This window comes from Ruegeria sp. AD9 (genome assembly GCF_056542305.1).
Window position 1 is genome coordinate 100,580 of sequence record NZ_JBQFZP010000011.1, and the last position, 21,926, is coordinate 122,505.

Consider the following 21,926-nt stretch of genomic DNA (forward strand, 5'->3'; position numbering starts at 1 on the left):
CGCGTGATTATGTCGAACGCGAACCCATATGCTCTGCTTTTTGAACCGATCCAGATCGGGCCGGTGACAGCCAGAAACCGCTTTTATCAGGTGCCGCATTGCACCGGGATGGGGCATCTCAGGCCGCGGGCGGACGCTGCCGTGCGGGGAATGAAAGCAGAAGGTGGCTGGGCCGTGGTGTCTAATCAGGAAACCGAGATTCATCCGACCTCGGATTTGTCCCCGTTCCCTGAAGGGCGATTGTGGGATGCACGCGATGTGCCTGCGCTGCGGCTGATGACCGATGCAGTGCATGCACATGGCGCGCTGGCGGCCATCCAACTGGTTCATAACGGCAACCATGCGCAGAATCTGCTGACCCGCGCTCCGGTTCTTGCACCTTCCGAAATGTCTGTGGATACGACGCATCCAAAGCATGCGCAGGCCATGGACAAGGCTGATATTAGGGAACTTCGCCGCTGGCACCGCGACGCGGCCCTGCGCGCGAAAGAGGCCGGGTTTGACATCGTTTATGTCTATGCCGGGCACAACATGACATTGGCACAGCATTTCATGCTGCCCCATATGAACCAGCGCAGCGATGAATATGGGGGGTCGCTTGAAAATCGAGTGCGGCTGACGCGTGAACTGCTGGAAGACACCCACGATGCCATAGGCGACAGCTGTGCCGTGGCGTTCCGCTTTGCCATTGACGAGATGATGGGCGCCGACGGTATGCAGGCGGCAGAAGAAGGCCGCGCCATTGTCGAGCTATTGGCCGATCTTCCCGACCTGTGGGACGTGAATGTGGCGGATTGGTCCAATGACAGCGCAACGACCCGTTTCCAGCCCGAAGATGGTTATCAGAACGCGTTTCTGTCTCACGTCAAACAGATCACCCGAAAACCTGTTGTTGGCGTTGGCCGACTGACGTCCCCGGACATGATGCTGTCGGTGGTCAATAAGGGAATTGTCGACCTTATCGGTGCCGCGCGGCCATCCATTGCGGACCCTTTCATACCAAAAAAGATCGAGGAAGGCAGGATCGACGAAATCCGCGAATGCATCGGCTGCAATATCTGCGTGTCGTCGGACAATCTGGGTGTTCCGATCCGCTGCACACAAAACCCAACGATGGGCGAGGAATGGCGCCGCGGCTGGCACCCCGAGATCATTGAGCCGAAAAAAAGCGAGGCAGAAGTGCTGGTCATCGGTGGCGGACCTGCGGGGCTGGAATGCACCATGCAATTGGCACGGCGCGGGTATCAGGTGACACTGGCCGAGGCCTCGACCGAATTTGGTGGACGGGTTGGCAGGGAAAGCAGACTTCCCGGCCTCGCCGCCTGGTCGCGGGTGGTTGACTATCGCCTGAACGATCTGAAGCAGCGGGCCAACGTACAGTTGTTCACGGACAGCAAGCTCGAAGCCGGACAAGTCTCCGAGCTTGGCATCGAACATGTCTTTGTCGCAACCGGCAGCTATTGGCGCGCAGATGGCGTGGGTCGCAACACGCAGCGCCGCCTGCCCACGGTCATGCCGGATGCCAATGTGTTGACGCCTGATGAGATCATGAATGGGGTTCTGCCCCCGGGCGGCCCGGTGATGATCTATGATGATGACCACATCTATCTGGCGGGAGTGATTGCCGAGAAACTGGCGACTGCCGGATATCAGGTCATTTTTGCCACGCCAGAGAGTTTGGTTTCGGCCTACGCCGTTCATACTTTGGAACAGTCCCGCATCCAGGCCCGTATGATCGAACTGGGGGTGGATATCCGCTGCAATCAGGTGCTTACGGCGGTTCAGGGCGGCGCGGTGCGGATCGGCTGTGCCTTTACCGGCCGCGAAATTGAAATCCAGTGCGCCTCAACGGTTCTGGTGACCGAGCGCAAGCGTGAAACTGCCCTTTTCGACAGCCTGAAGGGGGCCGGTTTGAAAACCCTTGACCTCATTGGTGATGCCGCGTCGCCGGGATTGATCGCAGACGCGGTTTTTGCCGGCCATCGCGCCGCCCGCGATTTCGAGCGCCCAAAGGCCGATGCAGACAAAGACTGGTTTCGCCGTGAGATTATTGATTTGGCAGAGGATGCGACATGAACAGCACCAATGAAGCACCCCGTTCACGTCGTCGCGGGGGCGGCGGGCGCGCAGCGCGTCTGAAGGTACAACAGACGACCACGGGTAACGAAGCCGTACGCGGGGGTCTGAGCGGCGGACGCTATAGACCGCTGACTCAAATCGATATGGAGAACATCCATCATGCAGCCCTGACCGTTCTGGAACAAACCGGTATTACCGACCATTTCCCGGAGTTGCTTGAGCTGGTGCTTCCCAAAGGTGCAATGTTGAGTGACCTCAACCGGCTGTGCTTTCCACGCGCCCTGATGGAAGACATCCTGGCTGGTGCTGCCAAGGAGTTTTATGTCTATGCCCGCGGAGAGCGTGAAGGCAAAGACGACATGCATTGTTCGGCAGAGAGCGTTTACTTCGCCAACTCTGGAACCGCCGTGACAACATTCGATGCCAAAACCAAAACCTATCGTCCGTCGGTTCTGCGTGATGTTTATGATTTCACCCGCCTGGTAGACCGTTTGGAAAACATTCACATGCTGGGCGACACGGTTCTGGCGACGGATGTGACCGATGATTTCACCCATGACATGAACACCGTTTACGCCATGCTTGCAGGCAGCCAAAAACCCGCCTGCCTGACATTCCGCGACCGCAGCCACATTCCACATGCCATCCGCATGTTTGACTTAGCTCAGGGCGGCGAGGGGGCTTTCCTGAAAAAGCCAAGCGTCATATTCGGCGGCTGCCCCATTGTTTCCCCTCTGCGGGTCGGCAAGGAAAACATGGAAATCTTGATCGATACGGCCAAGCTGGGCCTGACTGTTGATCTGGCCGTGCCGCCTCAAGCCGGGGCCACGGCTCCGGCGACGCTTGCGGGAACACTGGTTCAAACCGTCGCCGAAACACTTGCCTGCGTCGCCATCGTCAACCTGATCACGCCGGGTTGCCCTATCTGCTTTGCGGCCTGGCCTTTCATAACGGACCTGCGCAGCGGGTCTTTCACCGGCGGCAGTGGTGAACAGGCGCTGATCGGTGCCGCAGCAATTCAGATGGGCAACTTTTACGGCCTTCCCACTTCGGTGGGTGCAGGTATGACCGATGCAAAAATACCTGATGCACAATACGGGTTGGAAAAGGCGCTGACCTTTACCCTTGCAGCGCATGCCGGCGCCAATCGCCTGTGCGAGTTTGGTGGTATGATCGGTAGTCTTATGGGATGCAGCTTTGAAAGCATGGTCATCGATGACGAAGCCGGCGGCATGATCCTGCGATCGTTGCGCGGGATAGAGGTTACCGATGAAACCATGGCGGTGGATGTGATTCACCAATGTGCCATAGATCCGGGTCATTTCCTCGGCAATCCGCACACGCTGAGCTATATGAACAGCGAATTCGTCTACCCTCAGCTTATGGACCGCGAGCGTACGGACACTTGGGAGAACGAGGGGAAAACGGATCTTCTGGACCGCGCCCGCGACAAGGCGAATTCCATCCTCGACAGCCATTTCCCCAACTATTTTGGCGCCTTGGACGCTCGGGTACGCGAAGAATTTCCCATTGTGTTAAGCGCGGAAAGCATGGCACGCCATGGATAATTCCAACGTAAAGCAATGGGACAACGACCACTTCCTGCACCCGTGGGAAGGGATGGAGGCTTTGGGTGAAAACGACCGCACCTTTATCGAAGGTGCCAGCGGCATTCATCTGATAAACGAAAAAGGTGCACGCCTGATCGACGGACCGGGGGGCATGTGGTGCACCCAGATTGGGTATGGACGCGCGGAAATGGCCGAAGCAATGGCCGAGCAAGCCCGGAACCTTGCCTATTTCTCGCCCTTCAACAACACAAACTCGACTGCGGCACAGTTTGCCCGCGAAATCGCCAAACGTGCGCCGGGTGACCTGAATAATGTCTTCTTTACAACCGGCGGTTCCACTGCGGTTGATACTGCCATCCGGTTTGTCCATTTCCGCAACAACCTAATGGGTTGGCCAGAGAAAAAGAAAATCATTTCAAGGCAAAAAGCCTATCACGGAAGCACATATCTGGCGGCCAGCGTCAGTGGGAAGGAACGTGACAGGCTCTGGCTCGACAAGGCCGACGACCTGGCGCATTTCCTGCCGGACGTGAACCCGCTTTACCGCGCGCCCGGTCAAAGCGATGAAAGCTTTCTGAACGAGAAAGTTGCCGATCTCGAAAACGCCATTGTGGCACTTGGCCCGGAAAATGTTGCCGCTTTTATCGCCGAACCGGTTTTGGCCTCGGGCGGCGTCATCGTACCACCAATTGGGTATCACGCACGCTGCCTGAACATCTGCAGGAAGTATGATGTTTTGTATATTTCCGACGAGGTCGTGACGGCTTTCGGTCGATTGGGCCATTGGTTCGCCTCCGAGGCTGTCTTTGGCATTCAGCCTGACATAATCACCTGTGCCAAAGGAATGACATCCGGGTATGCGCCGATGGGGGCCGCGATTATTTCTGACAGGCTGATTGCGGATGTTGCGGGAAAAGATGCCACCTTTTCGAATGGCTATACCTATTCGGGCCATCCGGTCAGCGCGGCTGCCGGGTTGAAAAACATCGAGATTATCGAGCGGGAAAGGATACTCGAACACGTTCGAAAAGTCGGCCCGGTTTTTCAGGATCAGTTACAGCAGTTGCGCCAGATTGACATCGTGGCCGATGCGCGTGGGATGGGATTGATGGGGTGTGTTCAGTGCTCAGTCGATGGCGATCCCCAGAGCGAGCTGGGGCGCGACTATGAGATTGGCAGCCGTATCGATATGGAATGCCAGAAACGTGGTCTGCTTGTTCGACCCGTGATCAACATGTGTGTTCTTTCGCCGCCCCTCATCATTACACAAGGCGAAATCGAGCATATGTTTACTATCCTGCGGCAAGGGCTAGAAGCGACATCCGAATGGCTCGGCAGAATCAGTGGCCGGTGACTGGTGTGGGCTGTTTCTGTAATAATCTGGAGATCGGGTAATATAGCGGCATTTCGATCTTAGGGATTGCCAAGTTCATTTTTCGCTTAGGAATTGGCGTATTTGCACTGTCAGAACGACTATGGCATCCAAGCATTGGGTCCAGCGATAGAGCGTTTCGGGTCGATCAGTATAATCCGTTGGTTTTGTCGTGCACGCCACTTCAGGACCGGCCATTTTTTCCGGAAAGATCCTAAACAAGGCCAGTGGAAGAATGGTGAATTTGCGGTACATCAAGACAGTGGATACAGGTTTAACCTCGGGACAGCATAATCAACAGGATTCCCAGTGCGATCAGGCTGGCCCAGCCGATACGGTGCAGAAAGCGGGATTCCTTGAGGATGATCGCTGCGAGGGTCACCGAAACCGGGATTGATGCTTGCCGGACCGCGCTGACTGTGGCGGCCTCAGCCCCAAGCTGAAAAGCGGTCAGGATGAACAGGTAGGACAGATAGGACACGATCCCGGCAAATGCGATCCGCACCGGTGCCTGTGCCCAGCCCCGCACGACCCCCAGGAACGGGGCTGACAAGTGGCGATCTTCCCAGGCCCTGATGCCAGCAAGCAGCGGTGTCACAAGAATATAGGTGAAAAACAGGAAAGGTGCCGGATTGGTCAGCTTCATCGCTTGGGCATCGCTTAACGAATAGGCAGCCGACCCCAGCATCGCCATACTTGCCAGCGCGAATGCTCTGTGATCGTGCAGTAGGCCGCCGGGCGACTTCTGGATCATCAGGCTGCCTAAAAGGACCAGCGCGATTCCCACCAATGTGAACCACGAATAATGCTGATCAAGGGCCAGCCAGCTGAAAGCAACAATGGCAATCGGCGACGAACGGATAATCGGATAATAAACCGACAGGTTCCCACGTCTCAGGGCCGACAATGTGCCGTAGTAATAGAAGGTCAAACCAAGGGCTGAGATTGCGACAAAGGGCCAGGTCTCAAGCGGCAGGCTCAATTCCTGACCCATGACCAGCGTATGAACCGCCGCCAGGATCACCCAGGTCAGAGACACTCCGACATAGCACGACACCGGATGCGCAACCCCTTTCAGCGTAAGGTCGCGCAATGGGTGGGTTGCCGCCGAAACGAGAACCAATGCGATCCAGTAGGATTCCATGCCTCAGGTCTGATGCAATGGGTTGCGTTGCAGGAAAGTGTTGAAATGCACTGTCAACTGATCCTCGGCAATCTGTACCACACCGTAGGCCGGAGGTTCGTCGCAGAACTCGCCATCGGCGCTGGCCGCATTCAACGGGACCTGGTGGTTGAGGCTGGGCAGGCTGGTAAATGGAAAGCCGCGCCAATTCACGTAGGTCATGCGGTGTACATGACCGTAAAATACATGCCGAATATTGCGCCCGTGTTTGAGGGCATCAGCAAAGGCGTCCGCCTCGACCAGCCTGATATCGTCCACAAGGGGAATGCCAAGGTCAAAGGGTGGGTGGTGCAAAAACACATAGGTGGGCTTGTCCTCGGCTTCGGTCAGTTGCTGCCTGAGCCAGTCCAGCCGGGCAGGGCAAAGCTGCCCTTCATGCACATCGCGCCCGTCTTTGGTTGAATCGAGAAACAAGAAAACACCCTCGTCCATTTCGAACCGATGCTGGACAAACCCATTGGCATCCTTTGGATGATCCGGGAAGACCGATTGGAAAACGGCTCGGTCGTCGTGATTTCCAATCAGCAGAAATGAGCGAAGAGGAAATGCGGCCAGTCTCGCCTTGAGCGCCCGATAGGCCTCCTCCTCGGCAAATTCAGCCAAGTCGCCAGAGATGACACAGAACGCCGCATCGGAATGCCACTGAAGGATATCGTCCAAGCAGGCGTCCAACCGTTGGGACGGAAAACCGCCATTGAGCGGTCCGGAGTCGCGGACGAGGTGTATATCAGTGATGTGAATGAACTTCATCCGCCATTTCCCCCGAGTAATGCAAGAAACAAGGTATCGACGAAGCTTGCCGATCGCACGGATTTAGTAAGAATTTCACTGGCATCACTCGCTCATACACGACAAGGTTGGCAGCCGAACACGACAGAGTTTGCGAAACTTGCCTCGACCGGTGTGAAACCGTATTCCAGATGATCCGGCCTTATTGCTATCGCGGTATTCAAATCTGAAACGGGCGTGGTGCCTGGCCGAAACGATCATGTGAAACCAGGGCAGACCTGCACAGTTAAGAAAAGGGTGAACCCAAGTAGCACAAACCGAGAATGGGAAGTGCGCCTTGGTTTGTCTTCTCTACACTTCCGTTTTACACAGCGCAGCCAGTGTCATCACACCGGCTGGCCTGACTGGGGTGCCGACTTGCGTCCTCAGCAGCAGCCTTACGGGCAAGCAGGCTGCCAATCTCTGCACCCACTTGCAGCTCTGAGACCTGGCCAAAGTGATGTGCTGCAATCCGTCCTGACTGATCCAACAGAACAAGGCTGGGCGTGCCGCGCATTCCGTATGCCGCCATGGTTTCCGGCAACGGCCCGGTGCCCTGTTTGTCGACCGCCACAGGAAATTTGATACGGTATTCGTGAAGAAAGGCTTTCAGTGATACCGGGGTCATCGCGTCATGATGTTCGAAAACGGTGTGCAAACCGATTACGGCGACGTGTTCGCTGGAAAAATGCTCCCGCACAGCTTGTGCCAGAGGAATGCCATGGAGGACGCAGCCTGGGCACAGCATCTGGAAAGCCTCAATCAGGACAACCTTACCCTGGAAATCCGAAAGCTTTAAATTCTTGTCAGTGTTGAACCATTCACTGACCTGTAGTTCAGGTGCTTGCATATTGGTCTCTCTTGTTCAGGGGCCGGACGCCTGCGTGAAGCGACCGGCTGATACCGTTACTGAAGCTTGCCCGGCAGGCTCAGGTCGCCCGACGCAATGTCGAAAACATCCGTGACGCACAACAGCGGAGCGTGAATGTTGGCGTTTACCCGCAGGGCAGAGGTCACGCCATCATAAGCGATGCCCTCAAGCTGAACGTCGCTGGAAAACCCAGCATTAACCTGAATTTCCGGGCCATCGAACAGCGGTGTGAACCCAGGGCTGTCCAGAAAGATTGGGAACCCAGGCCAGGTCGCAGGAAGCTTTGGCGTCGACCCTTCGGGAATATCGCGCACTGCAAGGGCGCCCGGGCTGCAAGCTTCGGTCGGGGTGAGTACAACCCAGTGGCTGTGCCACTCGATGCCATCATTGGCTGGATTGCCATCGCCGTTTTCATCAAAAAGAGGCGTGTCGTCAAAATCCGGGTGGCTGGTTGCTGCCATTGCCAGGATGCCGGTGCCGCCTTCGAAACCCACTGCAGACGGATCCAGAGATGTAGGCCACACATAGGACCAGACGTCTGACCCGCCCACTGACCCGGTTGCCGCTGGAACCGAAGCCCCGGCAGTGCCGCTGGTGGTCATGTGAAACGTAACAATATTGCCGTTGCGATGCGCATGCGCTGCAAGGATGTCGAAGTCAGCCGTCATGCTGGCATCAGCGGGAGAGATAACAGCCCCCTCCTGATGAAGGGCGTGAGTGCCGTCTGCGATGGCAGGTGAAGCTCCGATCACAATGGCAGCAAGTGAATTCCAGGTAAGTGTCATTTCTCATCTCCGGTCAAGTAATAGCGATTCGATACTATAAGAAGAAACGTATTGCAACTTTAATTTCGACTCGCTACTTGTTGTAGCATGAGAAACGATCACAATATACGTATCCTTATCAACCGCCTTGCCAGGATAGATTCCGCTGCGGGCTGGGCGGGCGACCTGAATCCGACGCAAAGAGCCGCGCTGGAGTACCTGTCCGAGGCAAATCAGTTTTCCCGTTCACCGTCACATGTCGCAGATTACCTAGGGACAACACGCGGAACGATGTCCCAGACGCTGAAGGCGCTTGTGCGCAAGGGATACGCCGCCGAACACCGGCAAAAATCTGACCAGCGGTCGATCTCGCATGAGTTGACCGAGGCTGGCCGCGCCGTTTTGGCAGAGGCCAATCCGATTGCAGACGCCATTGGCAATCTGCCCGCCAGCGTTCAGGTGTCCCTCAAGGAGGGTCTTCTTCAGAGTTTGAGGTTGGCATTGGCAGCGAACGGTGGCCACTCGTTCGGGAAATGCATGACCTGCGCCTATCATGAGACAGGTATGGGAAATGACTATTGCACCTTGCTGAACCTTAGCCTCGAGCGCGGCGAAGAAGAAAAGATATGCATCGAACACAAAGAAGCCTGAATGTTCCTTCCTGAACAATCCTCAGAAATCGGTGGCATTTTCCTGGGTCGTGTCACTAACCGCTGGGAGGCAAGGCCGCCCTCTGCCATTCAAAAGGACCGGGTGCCCGGACGTCAGGTCATTTCGCTTACTGGTTTTTCAGACGATGCACAGGCGGACCTGACCGTGCATGGCGGTGCAGAGAAAGCCATTCACCATTATGCGCAGGATCACTATGCGGATTGGCAGAGAGAAGGGCAGCTGCCCCCCGGCGCAGTGCCCGCTGCTTTTGGTGAAAACATCTCAACAACCGGTTTGACCGAGGAAAATCTGTGCATTGGCGACATCCTGAGGCTGGGCACGGCAATCGTTCAAATCAGCCAGGGCCGTCAGCCCTGCTGGAAACTGGGACTGCACACTGGAAATGAATGGATGCCCTACCTGTTTCAGAAAACGGGTCGCACAGGGTGGTACTACCGTGTTCTGGAAACCGGTGAGGTCGAAGCAGGAGATCGAATAACGTTGATTGAAAGGCGCAATCCGGACTGGAGCGTGTTGTACGTGACCCGCGCCCGTCTAACACGACGAGTTTCCCGTGAAGATGCCGAAGCCCTCGCAAATCTGACAGACCTCGCCCTAGGCTGGCGGCAAGCCTTCGCGCGCATGGCCATGGGCGATGTAAAAGAAGATACGCGTGCAAGATTGGGGAGCATGCCGAATACGTCGTCCGAGGGGTCCACTGGGTGACGTCGGTATGATGGGTGGACGACTTGGGCAGGTACCCCGCTCCCTGCCGATAAGCTAAGCAAAGACGCACAAACCCAGGCCTCGATCAAACTGTCCGAAGGGTTTTGTCGGGATGTTTTGGTTTACCGGAACCTCAACAACTTCGCGTGGTATATTGGCGATACCTATGTTCAGCACGCCACCGCGTGTGGCGAGGGGCCGGTTGAGTTGATCGAGGCTGTTGCCGGTGAACTGGCCGCCGATCGTGATGTGCAGGTCGATCTGTACCGCGTGCTTGCCGAGGGTCTCTATGCTGCAATCCCGGCAATGTGCACAGGCGAGGATTTCTAAACAGGATGGCTGGAGGTTTGACTGCCGCCGCCAGTACAACGATGATCGCGAATATGCTGGGAACGCGGGCCTACGCCAGCGCGGTTGATGGGAAGGGGGTTTCGAATCTCAGAAAAGGAGTCTTTGGCATGAAAAGCAGTGAAGCCCCCGTGTCAATCGGCCGTGTGGCACTGATTGTGAACGATCTGGACGCTGTTGGGACCTTTTACCAACAAGTGCTCGGCCTTGAGGAATTGGCGCGGGATGGCGAAACCCTGAAACTGGGCGCTGGAAACAACGTTCTGCTCGAGTTGCGCCAAGACCGTACCGCGCGTCGCTATCCGCATGCGGCGGGTCTTTTCCATACAGCTTTTCTGATGCCGGACCGCGATTACCTGGGACGCTGGCTGATCTATGCTGCACAAAACCGCATCCCTTTAACCGGGGCGGCGGATCACGACGTCAGCGAGGCGCTGTATCTAAACGATCCAGAAGGCAATGGGATCGAAATCTACGCCGACCGGCCTGTTGAAACATGGCAGATGGATGGAGAGTATATCTGCATGGGCTCGCATCATCTGAACCTGGAGGCCATTGCGGGTGCGGCCCGTCAAGACTGGTCCGGGGCTCCGGAAAATATGGTGGTCGGACATGTCCACCTACAGGTCGGGGATATCAATGCGGTCGACGAATTCATGACGCGACATCTAGCGCAGGACTGCATGCTGCACGAAGGTTCAGCAGGGTTCTACAGTTCGGGCGGGTACCACCATCACTTTGCAGGCAATATCTGGAACAGCAATGGCGTAAAAGCTCGTCCAACTGACAGCAGCGGCTTGGACGAGATCGTGCTGTTGACGGATGGGATTGTATTGCAACCGCAAGAGCTGACGGACCCGTGGGGAACGCGGTTCACTGTCGAAAGGAAGTGAACCTGCATGATTGGCTAAGGACAAAGGCGTATCTAGCAGGTGGGACAGCGGTAAACTCCGGCGGCCTGGCCGGAAGGTGGAAGCCGGGCGCGGCTTCCACCAAGGGGGAATACCAAGCGGGGTCATTTCCGCATGTCAGTTGCTATCATTCATGATCCGGTTGAAAACATGCGGATCTGTGACGCCCTCTGACCCGATTAACATCACTCTGGATTTTGGTGTAATTTGAAATTGTTGTCGCAGGTCGGTGCGCAATGACGCGCAGATCAAGCCAATCAGACCGGCTACGGCGCTTTCGCCAGCCTCGATTGGCTCATCTCCGAAAGCGCCGTTTGCCAATAGGCGGACGGCCGGTGCCACAAGCTGATCAGGGATCGTCATAAAACCGCTGGCGGCCTCTCCCAAAACGTTCCATGCCAATTCGGACGGCGCGCCGCAGGATAACCCAGCCATTATGGTTTCTTCGCCTACTTCGACGGCTGTAGGCCGATTTGCCTGGGCGCTTGCAAAAAGGCAGGGGGCCAATTCAGGCTCGACCACGATGACGCGCGGAGCATTCTGCCCCCAATCCTGGAGGAATACCGCGGTGACGGCAGCCGCCAAGCCTCCAACGCCGCCTTGCAGGAAGACATGAGTGGGTGGCAAAGCTAAGTCCTGCACGATCTCACGCGCCATGACCCCATAGCCAGCCATGACATCAAGCGGTGCCTGAGTGTAACCGGGCCAGGAAGTATCCGAAACGATCAACCAGCCGTGTTCTGCTGCATCAATGCGGGTCTGTGCTACGGAAGCGTCGTAATCTCCATCAACTCGGATCACTTCGGCCCCCAGCTGGCGCATTGCGTCGGCGCGAAATTCGCTTACTTCTTTGTGAATGTAAATTCGGCAAGGCGCGCCGAAGCGCTGGGCACCCCAAGCCACTGAACGCCCGTGATTGCCATCTGTTGCGGAGATGACGGTTATGTCTGCAATTCCGGCAGCATGGGTGCCGTTTCTAATCTCATCGGCGGTGACTTCCCGGCCTGCCTTTTCGGTCAATTCACGCTGTAATACCCGCAGAACCGCATAAGCGCCGCCAAGTGCTTTGAAACTGCCCAAGCCAAATCTTAACCCTTCATGCTTGTAACAGACTGTGCCCAGATTCAGCGCATCGGCTAGACCTTGAAGGGATAGCATTGGGGCTCTTTCATATCCATTCCAGCTTTGAATTTCCCGCTGCGCGAGGTCAAAACCCTCGCGGGGTAAAGTGTTTGCGGCGGCATGGCCAAAGCGTGGCTTGGCTGCATGGCTTTCAATTCCGACAGTCTCAAAGTTTGCGAGCATTTTGTGGTCCTTCCATTGTTGGTGCAAAAATAAATCAATAGCGGTGATGTTTTCGCTCTAAGTTGCAGGTGAAATTGAAGCAAACTTGCATGAGGTTGCCGTGAAGCAAAAATTTTCATCAGGAAGTCTGGATAGCTTCGATCTCGCGATTCTTAGGGTGTTGCAGCAGGACAATACGGTGCCGCACCGTCAAATCGGTGAAAGCGTGAATCTGTCTGCGCCCAGCGTACAGCGAAGGATCAAACGCATGGAGGCGGAAGGGATCATTGCCGCGCAATCAGCGCATATTGATCCGGCAGCCGTGGGATTGCCGCTGACCATTTTCGTCGAAGTCGAACTAAAAACCGAGACAGGCGGAAAAATTGATGAAATCAAGAACAGCTTCTATGATGCCCCTGAGGTTCAGCAATGTTACTATGTTACTGGTGAAGTGGATTTTGTTCTGATCGTTATCGTTCGAGATATGACGGAATATGAAAAGCTTACCCAACGGTTATTCTTCTCGAACAAGAACATCCGAAAGTTCAGGACATTCGTTGCAATGGACCGAACAAAGTCATCCATGCAGTTGAACATCTGACTTGTGCCCCACCAGCGCAGGTAGTGCGGCGGGGTATTTGACGTTGCGCGGCGAGAACAGGAAACAAAGTGCTTGTGCATTCCAAATCTGCCGGCAACCTGGTGATCTGGACAGTAAATCCTGCCGGGATACCTCTTGGTTTACCTGGAAAACGAACACCTTTCCTGAGGTAATGAGGTTGGGACACATTTACCCCAACCTCATCCTAGCTACAGGGGTTTGTGTTACGATTTGATACGGTCCATTTTGGGATCGTAAAGCGGTTGAAGTGTAACGTCGCAGGGGACACGTTGGGTCGCAACCTCCAACTCATACGTGCCGGACGTAACAAATTCCGCATCGACACCACCCTGGTTTCGGACATAGCCGTAACCGATGGATTTGCCGGTCGTGTAACCATAGCCACCCGACGTTAGCCAACCCACACGTTCTCCATCCCGGTATATCGTTTCGCGGCCCAACAGCACCACATCAGGGTCGACGGTAAAGCAGGCCAGCATCTTTTTGACGCCCTCGGCCTTTTGCTTTTCGCTTGTCGCGCGACCCTTGAAGTTTATGTTTTTGCGCAGTTTCACAGCCCAGCCCAACCCGCTTTCAAACGGCGTGTGATCGGGCCCGATGTCAGATCCCCAGGCGCGGTAACCCTTTTCTAACCGAAGAGATTCAATTGCGCGGTAGCCTGCATTAACCAGCCCTTGCGGCTGCCCTGCTTCCATCAGCGCTGTGTAGACTGTTTGCGCATATTCGACAGGCAAGTGCAGTTCCCAGCCTAGCTCGCCCACATATGTCACCCGCAGCGCCCTGACAGGGCAACCGGCGATACCGACTGTCCGGATTGTACCAAACTTGAACCCGTCATTCGACACATCGTCGCGGGTAACCGCCGCCAGAATGTCTCGTGATTTCGGCCCCATCAGCGACAATACTGCGTTTGAGGAGGTGATATCGAACAGCTGGCAGTTCAGCCCGTCCGGAATATTGCGGCTGATCCAGTCGAAATCGTGGGTGGCAAAGCCTGTGCCGGTGACAATGTAGAACTCATCATGCGCTACACGGCCCACGGTCAGGTCGCATTCAATTCCTCCCTTGTCATTCAGCATCTGGGTATAGACCAGAGCGCCCACCGGTTTGTCCACATCATTGGCACATATCCAGTTCATCGCAGCCAGGGCGTCGGGGCCTTTCAGCGCGAATTTGGCGAACGATGTTTGATCGAACAGCACGGCCGCCTCCCGGGCCGCTTTGTGTTCGCGACCAACGGCGGCAAACCAGTTCTGGCGGCCAAAGCTGTATTCGTCCTTTGGCGCCTCGCCCAGCGAAGCGTCGGCAAACCAGTTCGGGCGCTCCCAACCCAGTTTTTCGCCAAAGCACGCACCCTGATCCTTAAGCGAATCGTAAAGCGGTGACTTGCGGCAGGGGCGGCCGGATTCGTGTTCTTCGTGTGGCCAGGCCATGGTGTAGTGTTTGCCATATGCTTCGACTGTGCGGGTGCGGACCCAATCGGTGTCGAAATGCGGGCGGCCAAAACGGCGAATGTCGGCGGACCACAGGTCAAAAGGCGGCTCGCCCTTGGCGGCCCATTCTGCCAGCACCATTCCGGCGCCACCGCCCGAGGCGATGCCAAAGGCGTTGAAACCAGCGCCAACAAAGAAATTCTTCAGCTCTGGTGCTTCACCCACAATGAAGTTGCCATCCGGAGTAAAGCTTTCTGGGCCGTTCGTCAGTGTCTTGATCCCCGCAGTTTCCAACGCTGGCACCCGGCCCAGCGACAGCTCCATGATCTGTTCGAAATGGTCGAAATTACTGTCGAGAATGGTGTAGTGGAAACCTTTCGGTATGCCATTCACCGCCCACGGGATCGGGTTCGGCTCATAGCCGCCCATGACGAGCCCACCGACCTCTTCTTTGTAATAGGTCAGCCGATCAGGGTCCCGCAGGGTAGGCAGATCGCCGGGCACACCAAATGGTTCTGTGACCATGTACTGGTGTTCCATTGGTACCAGCGGCACATTCACGCCGAACTTGGCGGCAAAGTCGCGCGTCCATTGACCTGCACACACGATCACTTTTTCGCATTCGATACGGCCATGTTCAGTGATTACGGCGAGGATCTTGCCGTTCTCGATTTCAAGATCGGTGACCTTTGTATTTTCGAATATCTTCGCGCCTGCCATGCGCGCGCCCTTGGCCAGCGCCTGGGTAATGTCCGAGGGGTTTGCTTGCCCATCGGTGGGCAGGAACGCCGCGCCTATGACGTCACTGATATCCATCAGCGGCCAAAGATTCTGCGCTTCCTTCGGGGTCAGCAGCTGCATGTCCAGACCAAAGGAATGGGCTGTGGTGGCCTGCCGTTTGACCTCGGTCCAGCGTTCCTCGTTGCAGGCGAGACGCAAACCACCATTCATTTTCCAACCCGTTCCCAGACCGGTTTCTTCTTCAATCTTGTTGTACAGATCGACTGAATATCCCAACAGCTGAGTTATATTGGCGTTCGAACGCAGCTGCCCCACCAGGCCCGCCGCATGGAATGTGGTGCCCGAAGTCAGCTTTTTGCGTTCCAGCAGCACCGTGTCGGTCCAACCAAGCTTGGCAAGGTGATAGGCGGTCGAGCAGCCGATGATGCCGCCGCCGATGATGACGGCTTTGGCTGTATTTGGAAGGTCGGTCATATCTGTCCTCAGGTGTTTTTGTAATCGGTCAGGGCCGTGCGAAACCGTGCGAGATTTTCGCTCGTGTAGGCTGCGTAATCGAAGTCGATTTCCGAGGTGATCTCGGACACCATGCTCCACATGGTTTCACGAAGCAGCGAGGCGCATTTCATCGCCGAATAGCGATGACGTAATTGGTTGGTGACGGGTGCCTGGAAATAGGTTTCCAGAACCCAGTCTTCTTGTTCATTGGAAAGGGAGTTGTTCGAGGCCAGCCCCCCCAGATCAAATAGTGGCGAGTTGAATCCCGCGTAGTCGAAATCGATCAGCCACAGGCGGGTGCCATCGTCCAGAAAGTTGCCGCAAAGCAGGTCGTTATGGCCAAACACGATGTCGTACGGCCCGGCTTCGGCTTCCAGGTCATTTCCAATTTGCACAAGTTCCGGGATCAGGCCCTTATGCGAACTTCCACGCTCGGTGAGAGTGGCAGCATAGTCGCGGATGACGTGAAAGACCCAGAACACCAGCGACGGTCCGCGCAGGTGCTTGGGCACTTCAAGGTGGCAGGCTTTCACGAGCTCCAGCACCCGCGGCAGCATACTGGGGTCGCGTATGTCCTCTTCGGTCAAAGTGCGGCTTTCGACGAATTCCAGCACTGTCAATTCGTTGGACGAAAACACTACAGCGGGTGACAGACCCGCTGCATGTGCGGCCTTACTGGCAGCCAGTTCGTTGAAGCGCATCACCTGGTGCAAAGGGATGTCGTCACCGACACGCACCACATAGCATCCACTGCTGTCAGTGACCTTGTAGTTCACATTTGTAATCCCACCCGTCAACGGGGTGGCTTTGATCTCGCCCTGCCAGATCGGTAGCTTTCGAATGCGGGTCATCAGGTCGGATTTGGACATATCAACTCTCCATTCCAAAGCGGATGCGTGCCTGACGAGCGCTAGCGTTGATCAGCCTATCAGCGATGATGGCAATGAATGCGATGGACAGCCCTGCGACCAGACCCCGGCCAGTGTCAGCCTTTGTCAGGGCAATGTAGACCTCCTGCCCCAGATCGCGGGTGCCAACGAGGGCCGTGATAACCAGCATGGACAGCGCCAGCATGATGGTCTGGTTAATGCCCAGAAGGATTTCGGGCAGGGCCATGGGCAAGCGAATATGGCGCAGGAGTTGCGTGCGTGTGCAGCCAGAAACCAATCCGGCCTCGATCAATTCCTCACTGACCGAGCGCACGCCGTGGGCCGCATAACGCACGGCCGGGGCCAGTGCGTAAAGGACTATGGCAATCAGGGCAGTGAAATCGCCGACCCGGAACAGCATCACTACCGGGATCAGATAGACAAAGCTGGGCAAAGTCTGCAACGTATCAATCAACAGGTTGATCACTGTCCCGGCGCGTTTGTTCAGTGCGGCCACAACACCCAGCGAAACTCCGATCAGAGTAGCAAGAAACACAGAGGCTCCGCAGAGATAAACTGTCACCATTGCCTTGGCCCACAGTCCTGATACGAGGATCAGCGACGCCAGTCCTCCGCACAGCAGTGCCAGCCGCCAGCCCCCCGCGTGCCAACCCAGCAAGGTCAGCATGGCAATCGCCCAAGGCCATGGGATTCCCAGCAAAACCGTTTTTATCGGGATCATGAACCACGTCAGGAAGAAGATCTTGATCGCCTCGAACGTGTCAAAATAATTGATGTTCAGGTATTTGACCGTGTCATCCCAGAACCCGCCAGTGGTGATCGTCTGGCTTTCAGGATATTCCAGCAGCAGGGGTGAGAACTGCCCTAGAACCCAGGTCAAAATCAGCAGGATCATTACCAGAACTGTCCGGCGATGGCGGGTGATCCACGAGCCGGAGAGCTCGTGATGTACCTGCCCCATACGCTCGGCGAAAGCCTGACTTAGGCGATCGACCGCAATGGCCAGAACCACAATGGCAATACCGGCCTCGAACCCAGCGCCGATATCGAGGCGGCGCAGCGCGGCAAGGACGTCAAACCCCAATCCTCCGGCCCCGATCATCGAGGCAATGATGACCATGTTCAGCGTCAGCATGATCACCTGATTGACGCCCACCATCAGGCTGTGGCTGGCGGAAGGAACCAAAACGCGCCACATCAACTGCTTTTGTGTCGTGCCAGCCATGCGCCCGAAGTCCAAAATCTCGGGGTCGACGGCTCTCAAGGCAAGCGTGGTGATTCGCACCATAGGCGGTGTCGCATAGATGATCGTGGCGACCAGCGCCGAAATCGGTCCAAAGCCGAACATGAACAGAATTGGTACCAGATAGGCGAAGATCGGGATTGTCTGCATCAGGTCCAGAATGGGCGAGATGATGCGATCGAAAGTCAGGTGGCGATAAGCCAGTATCCCCAACAACAGCCCTCCGCCCGCTCCAACCGGCACTGCAATCAGAACCGATGCAAGCGTGACCATCGCGCTGTCCCACTGGCCAAAGACGGCCAGATAGGTAAAGCAGCCGCCGACCAATGCCGCGAGCCCCCAGTCCCGGCAATACTGTCCCAAAGCTACTACGGCGGTGATCACTACAATCCAGCTGATCGCAGGTAGAATGACTTGCGCATCATTGCCTTGCCCGGCGACAAAGCCTTCGGCCAGCAGGGACAAGACAAGGTCATAGGGCTGTTCGATCAACCAAGCGGCAGCGCGGGTAACGTCGGTGAACGAAACTGGGCCGATTGCTGCATCCTCGATCAACCAGGACATTGCAGATGAGATATAAGTTTTGAATGGGACGACCCAAGCCGACGGGAATTTGGTGATCCAGCGCGCATCCAGCGCTTTTCCCAGGTTACTGCCGAAATACCCCAGCAGGATTGTCAGTCCGACAAGCAGCAGAATGACAAGCTGGCTGCGGGACAGGCGGTTCATACCGAGTCCCCTGCACCGAATAGCACATGGGCCACAGCCTTGCGATCAATGGCGCCAATAACCAGACCATTGCCGTCTGTCACAGGAATTGGTGCATCTGCGGTGATGATCCGTTCCGCCACGGCCGAGACGCGGGTTGATTGCACAATGGGCTCACCCTTACCCGCAGCGCCGACGGTCATTACACCACCAACCGTCAAAACCTTGGAGCGCGGAATATGCCGCGTGAATTCAGCCACATAATCTGTCGCTGGATTCATCACCAGTTCCTCTGGGGTGGCAATCTGGATGACTTCACCGTCCTTCATAATGGCGATGCGGTCTGCCAAGCGAACGGCTTCTTCAAAGTCGTGCGTGATAAAGACAATAGTCTTATGCAACCGTTCCTGTAGTCGCAGAAATTCGTCCTGCATTTCGCGACGGATCAGCGGATCGAGGGCCGAAAAAGGTTCGTCCAGAAACCACAGATCGGGCTCTGTCACCAATGATCGGGCAATGCCCACACGCTGTTGCTGACCACCCGAGAGCTCTCGTGGATAGTAGTCTTCACGCCCCTTCAGTCCGACCAGTTCCACCACGTCTCTCGCCTTTGCTTCGGCCTCGTGTTTGGGCGTAGCCTGAATGGTCAGGGGGAACATCACATTCTGCAACACAGTCAGGTGCGGCAGCAGGGCAAAATGCTGAAACACCATGCCCATCTTGTGCCGGCGAATTTCAATCATTTCTTTTTCGCTGGCGCGCAGCAGGTCGGCGTCGTCGAACAGAACCTCTCCGCTCGTGGGTTCGATCAACCTGGACAGACAACGAACCAGGGTTGATTTGCCTGAACCGGACAGGCCCATGATGATGAAGATTTCACCTTCGACGATTTCAATATTGGCGTTGCGTACCGCTCCGATAACACCCGCATTTCGAATTTCATCTGCCGATGGGTTCGGATTTTGCGCCAGAAGGGTCTCGGCGTTTGAACCGTAAAGCTTCCAAACGTTTCGGCAGGACAGTTTTGTTGTGGGGGTCATCTGTGATGTCCGGTACTAAAACGGAAGAAGACCGAAGCGGTAGAGGAGAGCGGGGTAACCGCTTCGGCCAAGCAGATTATTTAGAGATCCAGCCAGACCAACGGTCTTTGTTCGTCTCCATCCAATCCGCGACAACTGCATCAATATCCACACCGTCCAGATCGGCTTTGCCGACCATGGCGCTCATCTCGTCGTTATTGATGTTATAGGCTTCGATGATGTCATACGCGCCCGGCCACTTCTCTTGCAGGCCAGCCCAAGCAGCCTTCCAGATCGGACCACGCGGTTTTCCGCAGTCATAGGCCAAATCCGGGTTCACACCAACTGACGGGTCGCTGTAGCACTCGGGCGAATATGGCGGAAACTCCACGAATTCGCCGTCATATTTGGCCGGGGCCCAGTGTGGAACATAGACCCAAAGCATGATCGGATCTTCACGCTGATATGCAGATTCCAGTTCTGCAAAAAGCGCTGCATCCGTGCCTGCGTGGACAACTTCAAACTCTAGCTCTAATGCTTCGACGCGCTCGTCGTCGAAACCGCCCCAGGTCACTGGTCCACCGACATAGCGCCCATTTGGCGAGGTTTCAGCGGTGGCAAATTCCCCTGCGCAGTCTTTCAAAGCTTCCCAGTTTGGCAGGCCTGGGCAGCGGTCTTTCATGTAAGCTGGGTACCACCATTCTTCGATCGCCATCAGACCGGTTTCACCAACGTTCACCACGTTGCCAGAGGCGGTGGCTTCGTCCAGCGCTTCACGCCCGGTGGTTTCCCAGATTTCCATTGCCAGATGTAGATCACCTGTCTTCAGGCCCGCAAACTGAGCGATATAGTCCGCCTGAACATATTCAACGTTGTACCCTGCCTCTTGAAGGATTGCTCCCATTATCTTGGTGTTGATCAGCTGTCCTGACCAATCATGCAGCGTCAGTTTGATAGGGTCCGTCGATTCGGCGGCCCAAGAAGCCGAAGCAGTTACGCCAGCGACTAATGCTATTGCGTGTAGTGTATTGAATTTCCTGATCATGTTGTGCTCCCTGAATGTGGCTTTTTGAGTGTTTTTCGTTTATTACACTTCCATGCTGCGCTAGCCTGACAACTACGTCAATAAAAACCACACTTATCCACGATAATTCGTTAAAATTCACACAAAAAGCCCCGAATGGCACCGTATTGGGCGCAATATTGTTTTATTGGGATGACTGCCGTATCCCCCTTTCAGGAGGTCGCATGTTAAAGCCACGAAAAACCACAAATCAGCGCGAAGAAGAAATCCTTCGAGAGCTGCAACATGCGGGCGGGTCGTGCAGGGTCAGCCTCTTGGCTCAAAAACTGAATGTTTCCAATGAAACGATCCGGCGTAACGTCAAGGCACTGGAAGAGCGCAAGATCGTGCGGAAGGTTCATGGCGGCGTACATCTTAGCGAAGACGCAATAGAACCACCTTTTGAAAACCGCTTGGGAACGCAAGCGCATGCGAAAGAAGCAATAGCCCGGGCAGTCGCAAATACAATTAGCGACGGGGATTCCTTATTTCTGGATATCGGTTCGACAACCGCCTACGTCGCGCTTGCGTTGCGGAAACATAAAGACCTGTTTGTGGTTACCAATTCGGTTTTCGTCGCTTACACGTTGTCAAAGCACAACAACAACCGGGTGTTTCTGGCCGGTGGAGAATTGCGCGCCCATGATGGGGGTGCTTTCGGTGCAGAGGCATTGGATCTTGTGAAGCGTTTCAACGTACAGTTGGCAGTGTTTTCGGTTGGAGCCGTGAATGGAGATTTGGGCTTTATGCTGCATGATCTCGAAGAAGCCAATATCGCACGTGCTGCGGCTGAAAATGCGCAAGTGCGCATCGTCGTTGCCGACAGCGGAAAATTCAACAAGCGGGCTCCGATATCTCTTCACAACATGGCCGGAATTGATGTGTTTTTTACCGACCGCCGTCCTCCTGCCAATATCCAGGACATGCTCGATAAAAATGATATCGAAGTAGTTATCGCAGGGTCGGACTAGGCGCTCTGTCTCATCAGGGCAGATCAGGTCACGTGATATTTCGGGCAAGCCGGTGTGAAGGAACCCTCCGATGCTCCACCTGTTTCATTGCAAAAGAAAGATTGACTACTGAGAGCACATCGTCCCAGCGTCGCGATGTCAAGATCATACGGGCGTTTATGGACTTTGCGGAGCGGGTTCTTGGGGAGAAGGAAACCGCCGGAGATATGTGAC

20 protein-coding genes are annotated in these 21,926 nt (G+C 55.6%); 9 read left to right on the forward strand and 11 right to left on the reverse strand.

Annotation, left to right across the window (positions count from 1 at the left end; all coding sequences use genetic code 11):
• Positions 1-9: 9 nt before the first annotated feature.
• The 3 genes from ACR0AM_RS15645 to ACR0AM_RS15655 are packed head-to-tail and all read left to right on the forward strand — an operon-like array spanning position 10 to position 5,004.
• Complete coding sequence (locus tag ACR0AM_RS15645) at positions 10-2,076, forward strand: FAD-dependent oxidoreductase (protein ID WP_480623416.1); 2,067 nt, start codon at positions 10-12, stop codon at positions 2,074-2,076.
• On the forward strand, positions 2,073-3,647 hold the full coding sequence (locus tag ACR0AM_RS15650; RefSeq protein WP_480623417.1) for a trimethylamine methyltransferase family protein: 1,575 nt from the start codon (positions 2,073-2,075) through the stop codon (positions 3,645-3,647). Before ACR0AM_RS15645 ends, ACR0AM_RS15650 begins: the two co-directional genes overlap by 4 nt.
• Complete coding sequence (locus tag ACR0AM_RS15655; RefSeq protein ID WP_480555787.1) at positions 3,640-5,004, forward strand: aminotransferase; 1,365 nt, start codon at positions 3,640-3,642, stop codon at positions 5,002-5,004. Before ACR0AM_RS15650 ends, ACR0AM_RS15655 begins: the two co-directional genes overlap by 8 nt.
• Before the next feature lie 292 nt (positions 5,005-5,296).
• Here the strand turns inward: ACR0AM_RS15655 and ACR0AM_RS15660 are convergent, their stop codons facing one another.
• From ACR0AM_RS15660 to ACR0AM_RS15675, 4 genes are all read right to left on the reverse strand, one after another.
• Positions 5,297-6,166 (reverse strand): EamA family transporter, encoded by an 870-nt coding sequence (locus ACR0AM_RS15660; RefSeq protein ID WP_480623418.1) that lies wholly within the window; start codon positions 6,164-6,166, stop codon positions 5,297-5,299.
• A 3-nt stretch (positions 6,167-6,169) separates the two neighbouring features.
• Positions 6,170-6,955 carry a phosphodiesterase gene (locus tag ACR0AM_RS15665; RefSeq protein WP_480623419.1) on the reverse strand — a complete coding sequence of 262 codons (786 nt, stop codon included), beginning with the start codon at positions 6,953-6,955 and terminating at the stop codon, positions 6,170-6,172.
• Positions 6,956-7,298: 343 nt separating this feature from the next.
• A complete protein-coding gene (locus ACR0AM_RS15670; RefSeq protein ID WP_480520712.1) occupies positions 7,299-7,823 on the reverse strand; it encodes a redoxin domain-containing protein in 525 nt (174 codons plus the stop codon).
• Between the two features lie 56 nt (positions 7,824-7,879).
• Positions 7,880-8,629 carry a hypothetical protein gene (locus ACR0AM_RS15675; protein WP_480623420.1) on the reverse strand — a complete coding sequence of 250 codons (750 nt, stop codon included), beginning with the start codon at positions 8,627-8,629 and terminating at the stop codon, positions 7,880-7,882.
• Positions 8,630-8,716: 87 nt separating this feature from the next.
• Here ACR0AM_RS15675 and ACR0AM_RS15680 point away from each other — a divergent pair, with 87 nt between their 5' ends.
• The 4 genes from ACR0AM_RS15680 to ACR0AM_RS15695 all read left to right on the forward strand — a co-directional run bounded on the left by ACR0AM_RS15680 (position 8,717) and on the right by ACR0AM_RS15695 (position 11,226).
• Entirely contained in the window at positions 8,717-9,259 is a 543-nt protein-coding gene (locus tag ACR0AM_RS15680) for a MarR family winged helix-turn-helix transcriptional regulator (protein WP_480623421.1), read from the forward strand.
• Complete coding sequence (locus ACR0AM_RS15685; RefSeq protein WP_480623422.1) at positions 9,260-9,985, forward strand: MOSC domain-containing protein; 726 nt, start codon at positions 9,260-9,262, stop codon at positions 9,983-9,985.
• Positions 9,986-10,102: 117 nt separating this feature from the next.
• Positions 10,103-10,315, forward strand: coding sequence for a hypothetical protein (locus ACR0AM_RS15690; RefSeq protein WP_480477745.1), 213 nt, complete (start codon positions 10,103-10,105; stop codon positions 10,313-10,315).
• A 128-nt stretch (positions 10,316-10,443) separates the two neighbouring features.
• Positions 10,444-11,226: a VOC family protein gene (locus ACR0AM_RS15695; RefSeq protein WP_480623423.1), complete on the forward strand. Its 783-nt coding sequence runs from the start codon at positions 10,444-10,446 to the stop codon at positions 11,224-11,226.
• A 135-nt stretch (positions 11,227-11,361) separates the two neighbouring features.
• Here ACR0AM_RS15695 and ACR0AM_RS15700 read toward each other — a convergent pair whose 3' ends face one another.
• Positions 11,362-12,549, reverse strand: coding sequence for a diaminopropionate ammonia-lyase (locus ACR0AM_RS15700; RefSeq protein ID WP_480623424.1), 1,188 nt, complete (start codon positions 12,547-12,549; stop codon positions 11,362-11,364).
• Between the two features lie 85 nt (positions 12,550-12,634).
• On the opposite strand from ACR0AM_RS15700, the gene ACR0AM_RS15705 reads away from it, so the two are divergent.
• Entirely contained in the window at positions 12,635-13,129 is a 495-nt protein-coding gene (locus tag ACR0AM_RS15705; protein ID WP_480623425.1) for an Lrp/AsnC family transcriptional regulator, read from the forward strand.
• Between the two features lie 224 nt (positions 13,130-13,353).
• Here ACR0AM_RS15705 and ACR0AM_RS15710 read toward each other — a convergent pair whose 3' ends face one another.
• From ACR0AM_RS15710 to ACR0AM_RS15730, 5 genes are all read right to left on the reverse strand, one after another.
• Complete coding sequence (locus ACR0AM_RS15710; protein WP_480623426.1) at positions 13,354-15,798, reverse strand: GcvT family protein; 2,445 nt, start codon at positions 15,796-15,798, stop codon at positions 13,354-13,356.
• Positions 15,799-15,806: 8 nt separating this feature from the next.
• A complete protein-coding gene (locus ACR0AM_RS15715) occupies positions 15,807-16,688 on the reverse strand; it encodes a phosphotransferase (RefSeq protein WP_480495192.1) in 882 nt (293 codons plus the stop codon).
• Between the two features lies 1 nt (position 16,689).
• Positions 16,690-18,681, reverse strand: coding sequence for an ABC transporter permease (locus ACR0AM_RS15720; protein WP_480623427.1), 1,992 nt, complete (start codon positions 18,679-18,681; stop codon positions 16,690-16,692).
• A complete protein-coding gene (locus tag ACR0AM_RS15725; protein ID WP_480623428.1) occupies positions 18,678-19,700 on the reverse strand; it encodes a quaternary amine ABC transporter ATP-binding protein in 1,023 nt (340 codons plus the stop codon). Before ACR0AM_RS15725 ends, ACR0AM_RS15720 begins: the two co-directional genes overlap by 4 nt.
• 76 nt (positions 19,701-19,776) lie before the next feature.
• Complete coding sequence (locus tag ACR0AM_RS15730; protein ID WP_480559044.1) at positions 19,777-20,724, reverse strand: ABC transporter substrate-binding protein; 948 nt, start codon at positions 20,722-20,724, stop codon at positions 19,777-19,779.
• Positions 20,725-20,738: 14 nt separating this feature from the next.
• Between ACR0AM_RS15730 and ACR0AM_RS15735 the strand changes: the two genes are divergently transcribed.
• Entirely contained in the window at positions 20,739-21,713 is a 975-nt protein-coding gene (locus tag ACR0AM_RS15735) for a DeoR/GlpR family DNA-binding transcription regulator (RefSeq protein ID WP_480623429.1), read from the forward strand.
• A gap of 23 nt (positions 21,714-21,736) precedes the next feature.
• On the opposite strand, the gene ACR0AM_RS15740 is transcribed toward ACR0AM_RS15735, so the two are convergent.
• On the reverse strand, positions 21,737-21,926 hold a 190-nt coding region (locus ACR0AM_RS15740), incomplete at its 5' end, for a hypothetical protein (RefSeq protein WP_480623430.1).

Coding starts and splice junctions, on each gene's coding strand:
- ACR0AM_RS15645 (WP_480623416.1), top strand. CDS start 10: ATGTCGAACGCGAACCCATATGCTCTGCTTTTTGAACCGATCCAGATC.
- ACR0AM_RS15650 (WP_480623417.1), top strand. CDS start 2,073: ATGAACAGCACCAATGAAGCACCCCGTTCACGTCGTCGCGGGGGCGGC.
- ACR0AM_RS15655 (WP_480555787.1), top strand. CDS start 3,640: ATGGATAATTCCAACGTAAAGCAATGGGACAACGACCACTTCCTGCAC.
- ACR0AM_RS15660 (WP_480623418.1), bottom strand. CDS start 6,166: ATGGAATCCTACTGGATCGCATTGGTTCTCGTTTCGGCGGCAACCCAC.
- ACR0AM_RS15665 (WP_480623419.1), bottom strand. CDS start 6,955: ATGAAGTTCATTCACATCACTGATATACACCTCGTCCGCGACTCCGGA.
- ACR0AM_RS15670 (WP_480520712.1), bottom strand. CDS start 7,823: ATGCAAGCACCTGAACTACAGGTCAGTGAATGGTTCAACACTGACAAG.
- ACR0AM_RS15675 (WP_480623420.1), bottom strand. CDS start 8,629: ATGACACTTACCTGGAATTCACTTGCTGCCATTGTGATCGGAGCTTCA.
- ACR0AM_RS15680 (WP_480623421.1), top strand. CDS start 8,717: ATGAGAAACGATCACAATATACGTATCCTTATCAACCGCCTTGCCAGG.
- ACR0AM_RS15685 (WP_480623422.1), top strand. CDS start 9,260: ATGTTCCTTCCTGAACAATCCTCAGAAATCGGTGGCATTTTCCTGGGT.
- ACR0AM_RS15695 (WP_480623423.1), top strand. CDS start 10,444: ATGAAAAGCAGTGAAGCCCCCGTGTCAATCGGCCGTGTGGCACTGATT.
- ACR0AM_RS15700 (WP_480623424.1), bottom strand. CDS start 12,549: ATGCTCGCAAACTTTGAGACTGTCGGAATTGAAAGCCATGCAGCCAAG.
- ACR0AM_RS15710 (WP_480623426.1), bottom strand. CDS start 15,798: ATGACCGACCTTCCAAATACAGCCAAAGCCGTCATCATCGGCGGCGGC.
- ACR0AM_RS15715 (WP_480495192.1), bottom strand. CDS start 16,688: ATGTCCAAATCCGACCTGATGACCCGCATTCGAAAGCTACCGATCTGG.
- ACR0AM_RS15720 (WP_480623427.1), bottom strand. CDS start 18,681: ATGAACCGCCTGTCCCGCAGCCAGCTTGTCATTCTGCTGCTTGTCGGA.
- ACR0AM_RS15725 (WP_480623428.1), bottom strand. CDS start 19,700: ATGACCCCCACAACAAAACTGTCCTGCCGAAACGTTTGGAAGCTTTAC.
- ACR0AM_RS15730 (WP_480559044.1), bottom strand. CDS start 20,724: ATGATCAGGAAATTCAATACACTACACGCAATAGCATTAGTCGCTGGC.
- ACR0AM_RS15735 (WP_480623429.1), top strand. CDS start 20,739: ATGTGGCTTTTTGAGTGTTTTTCGTTTATTACACTTCCATGCTGCGCT.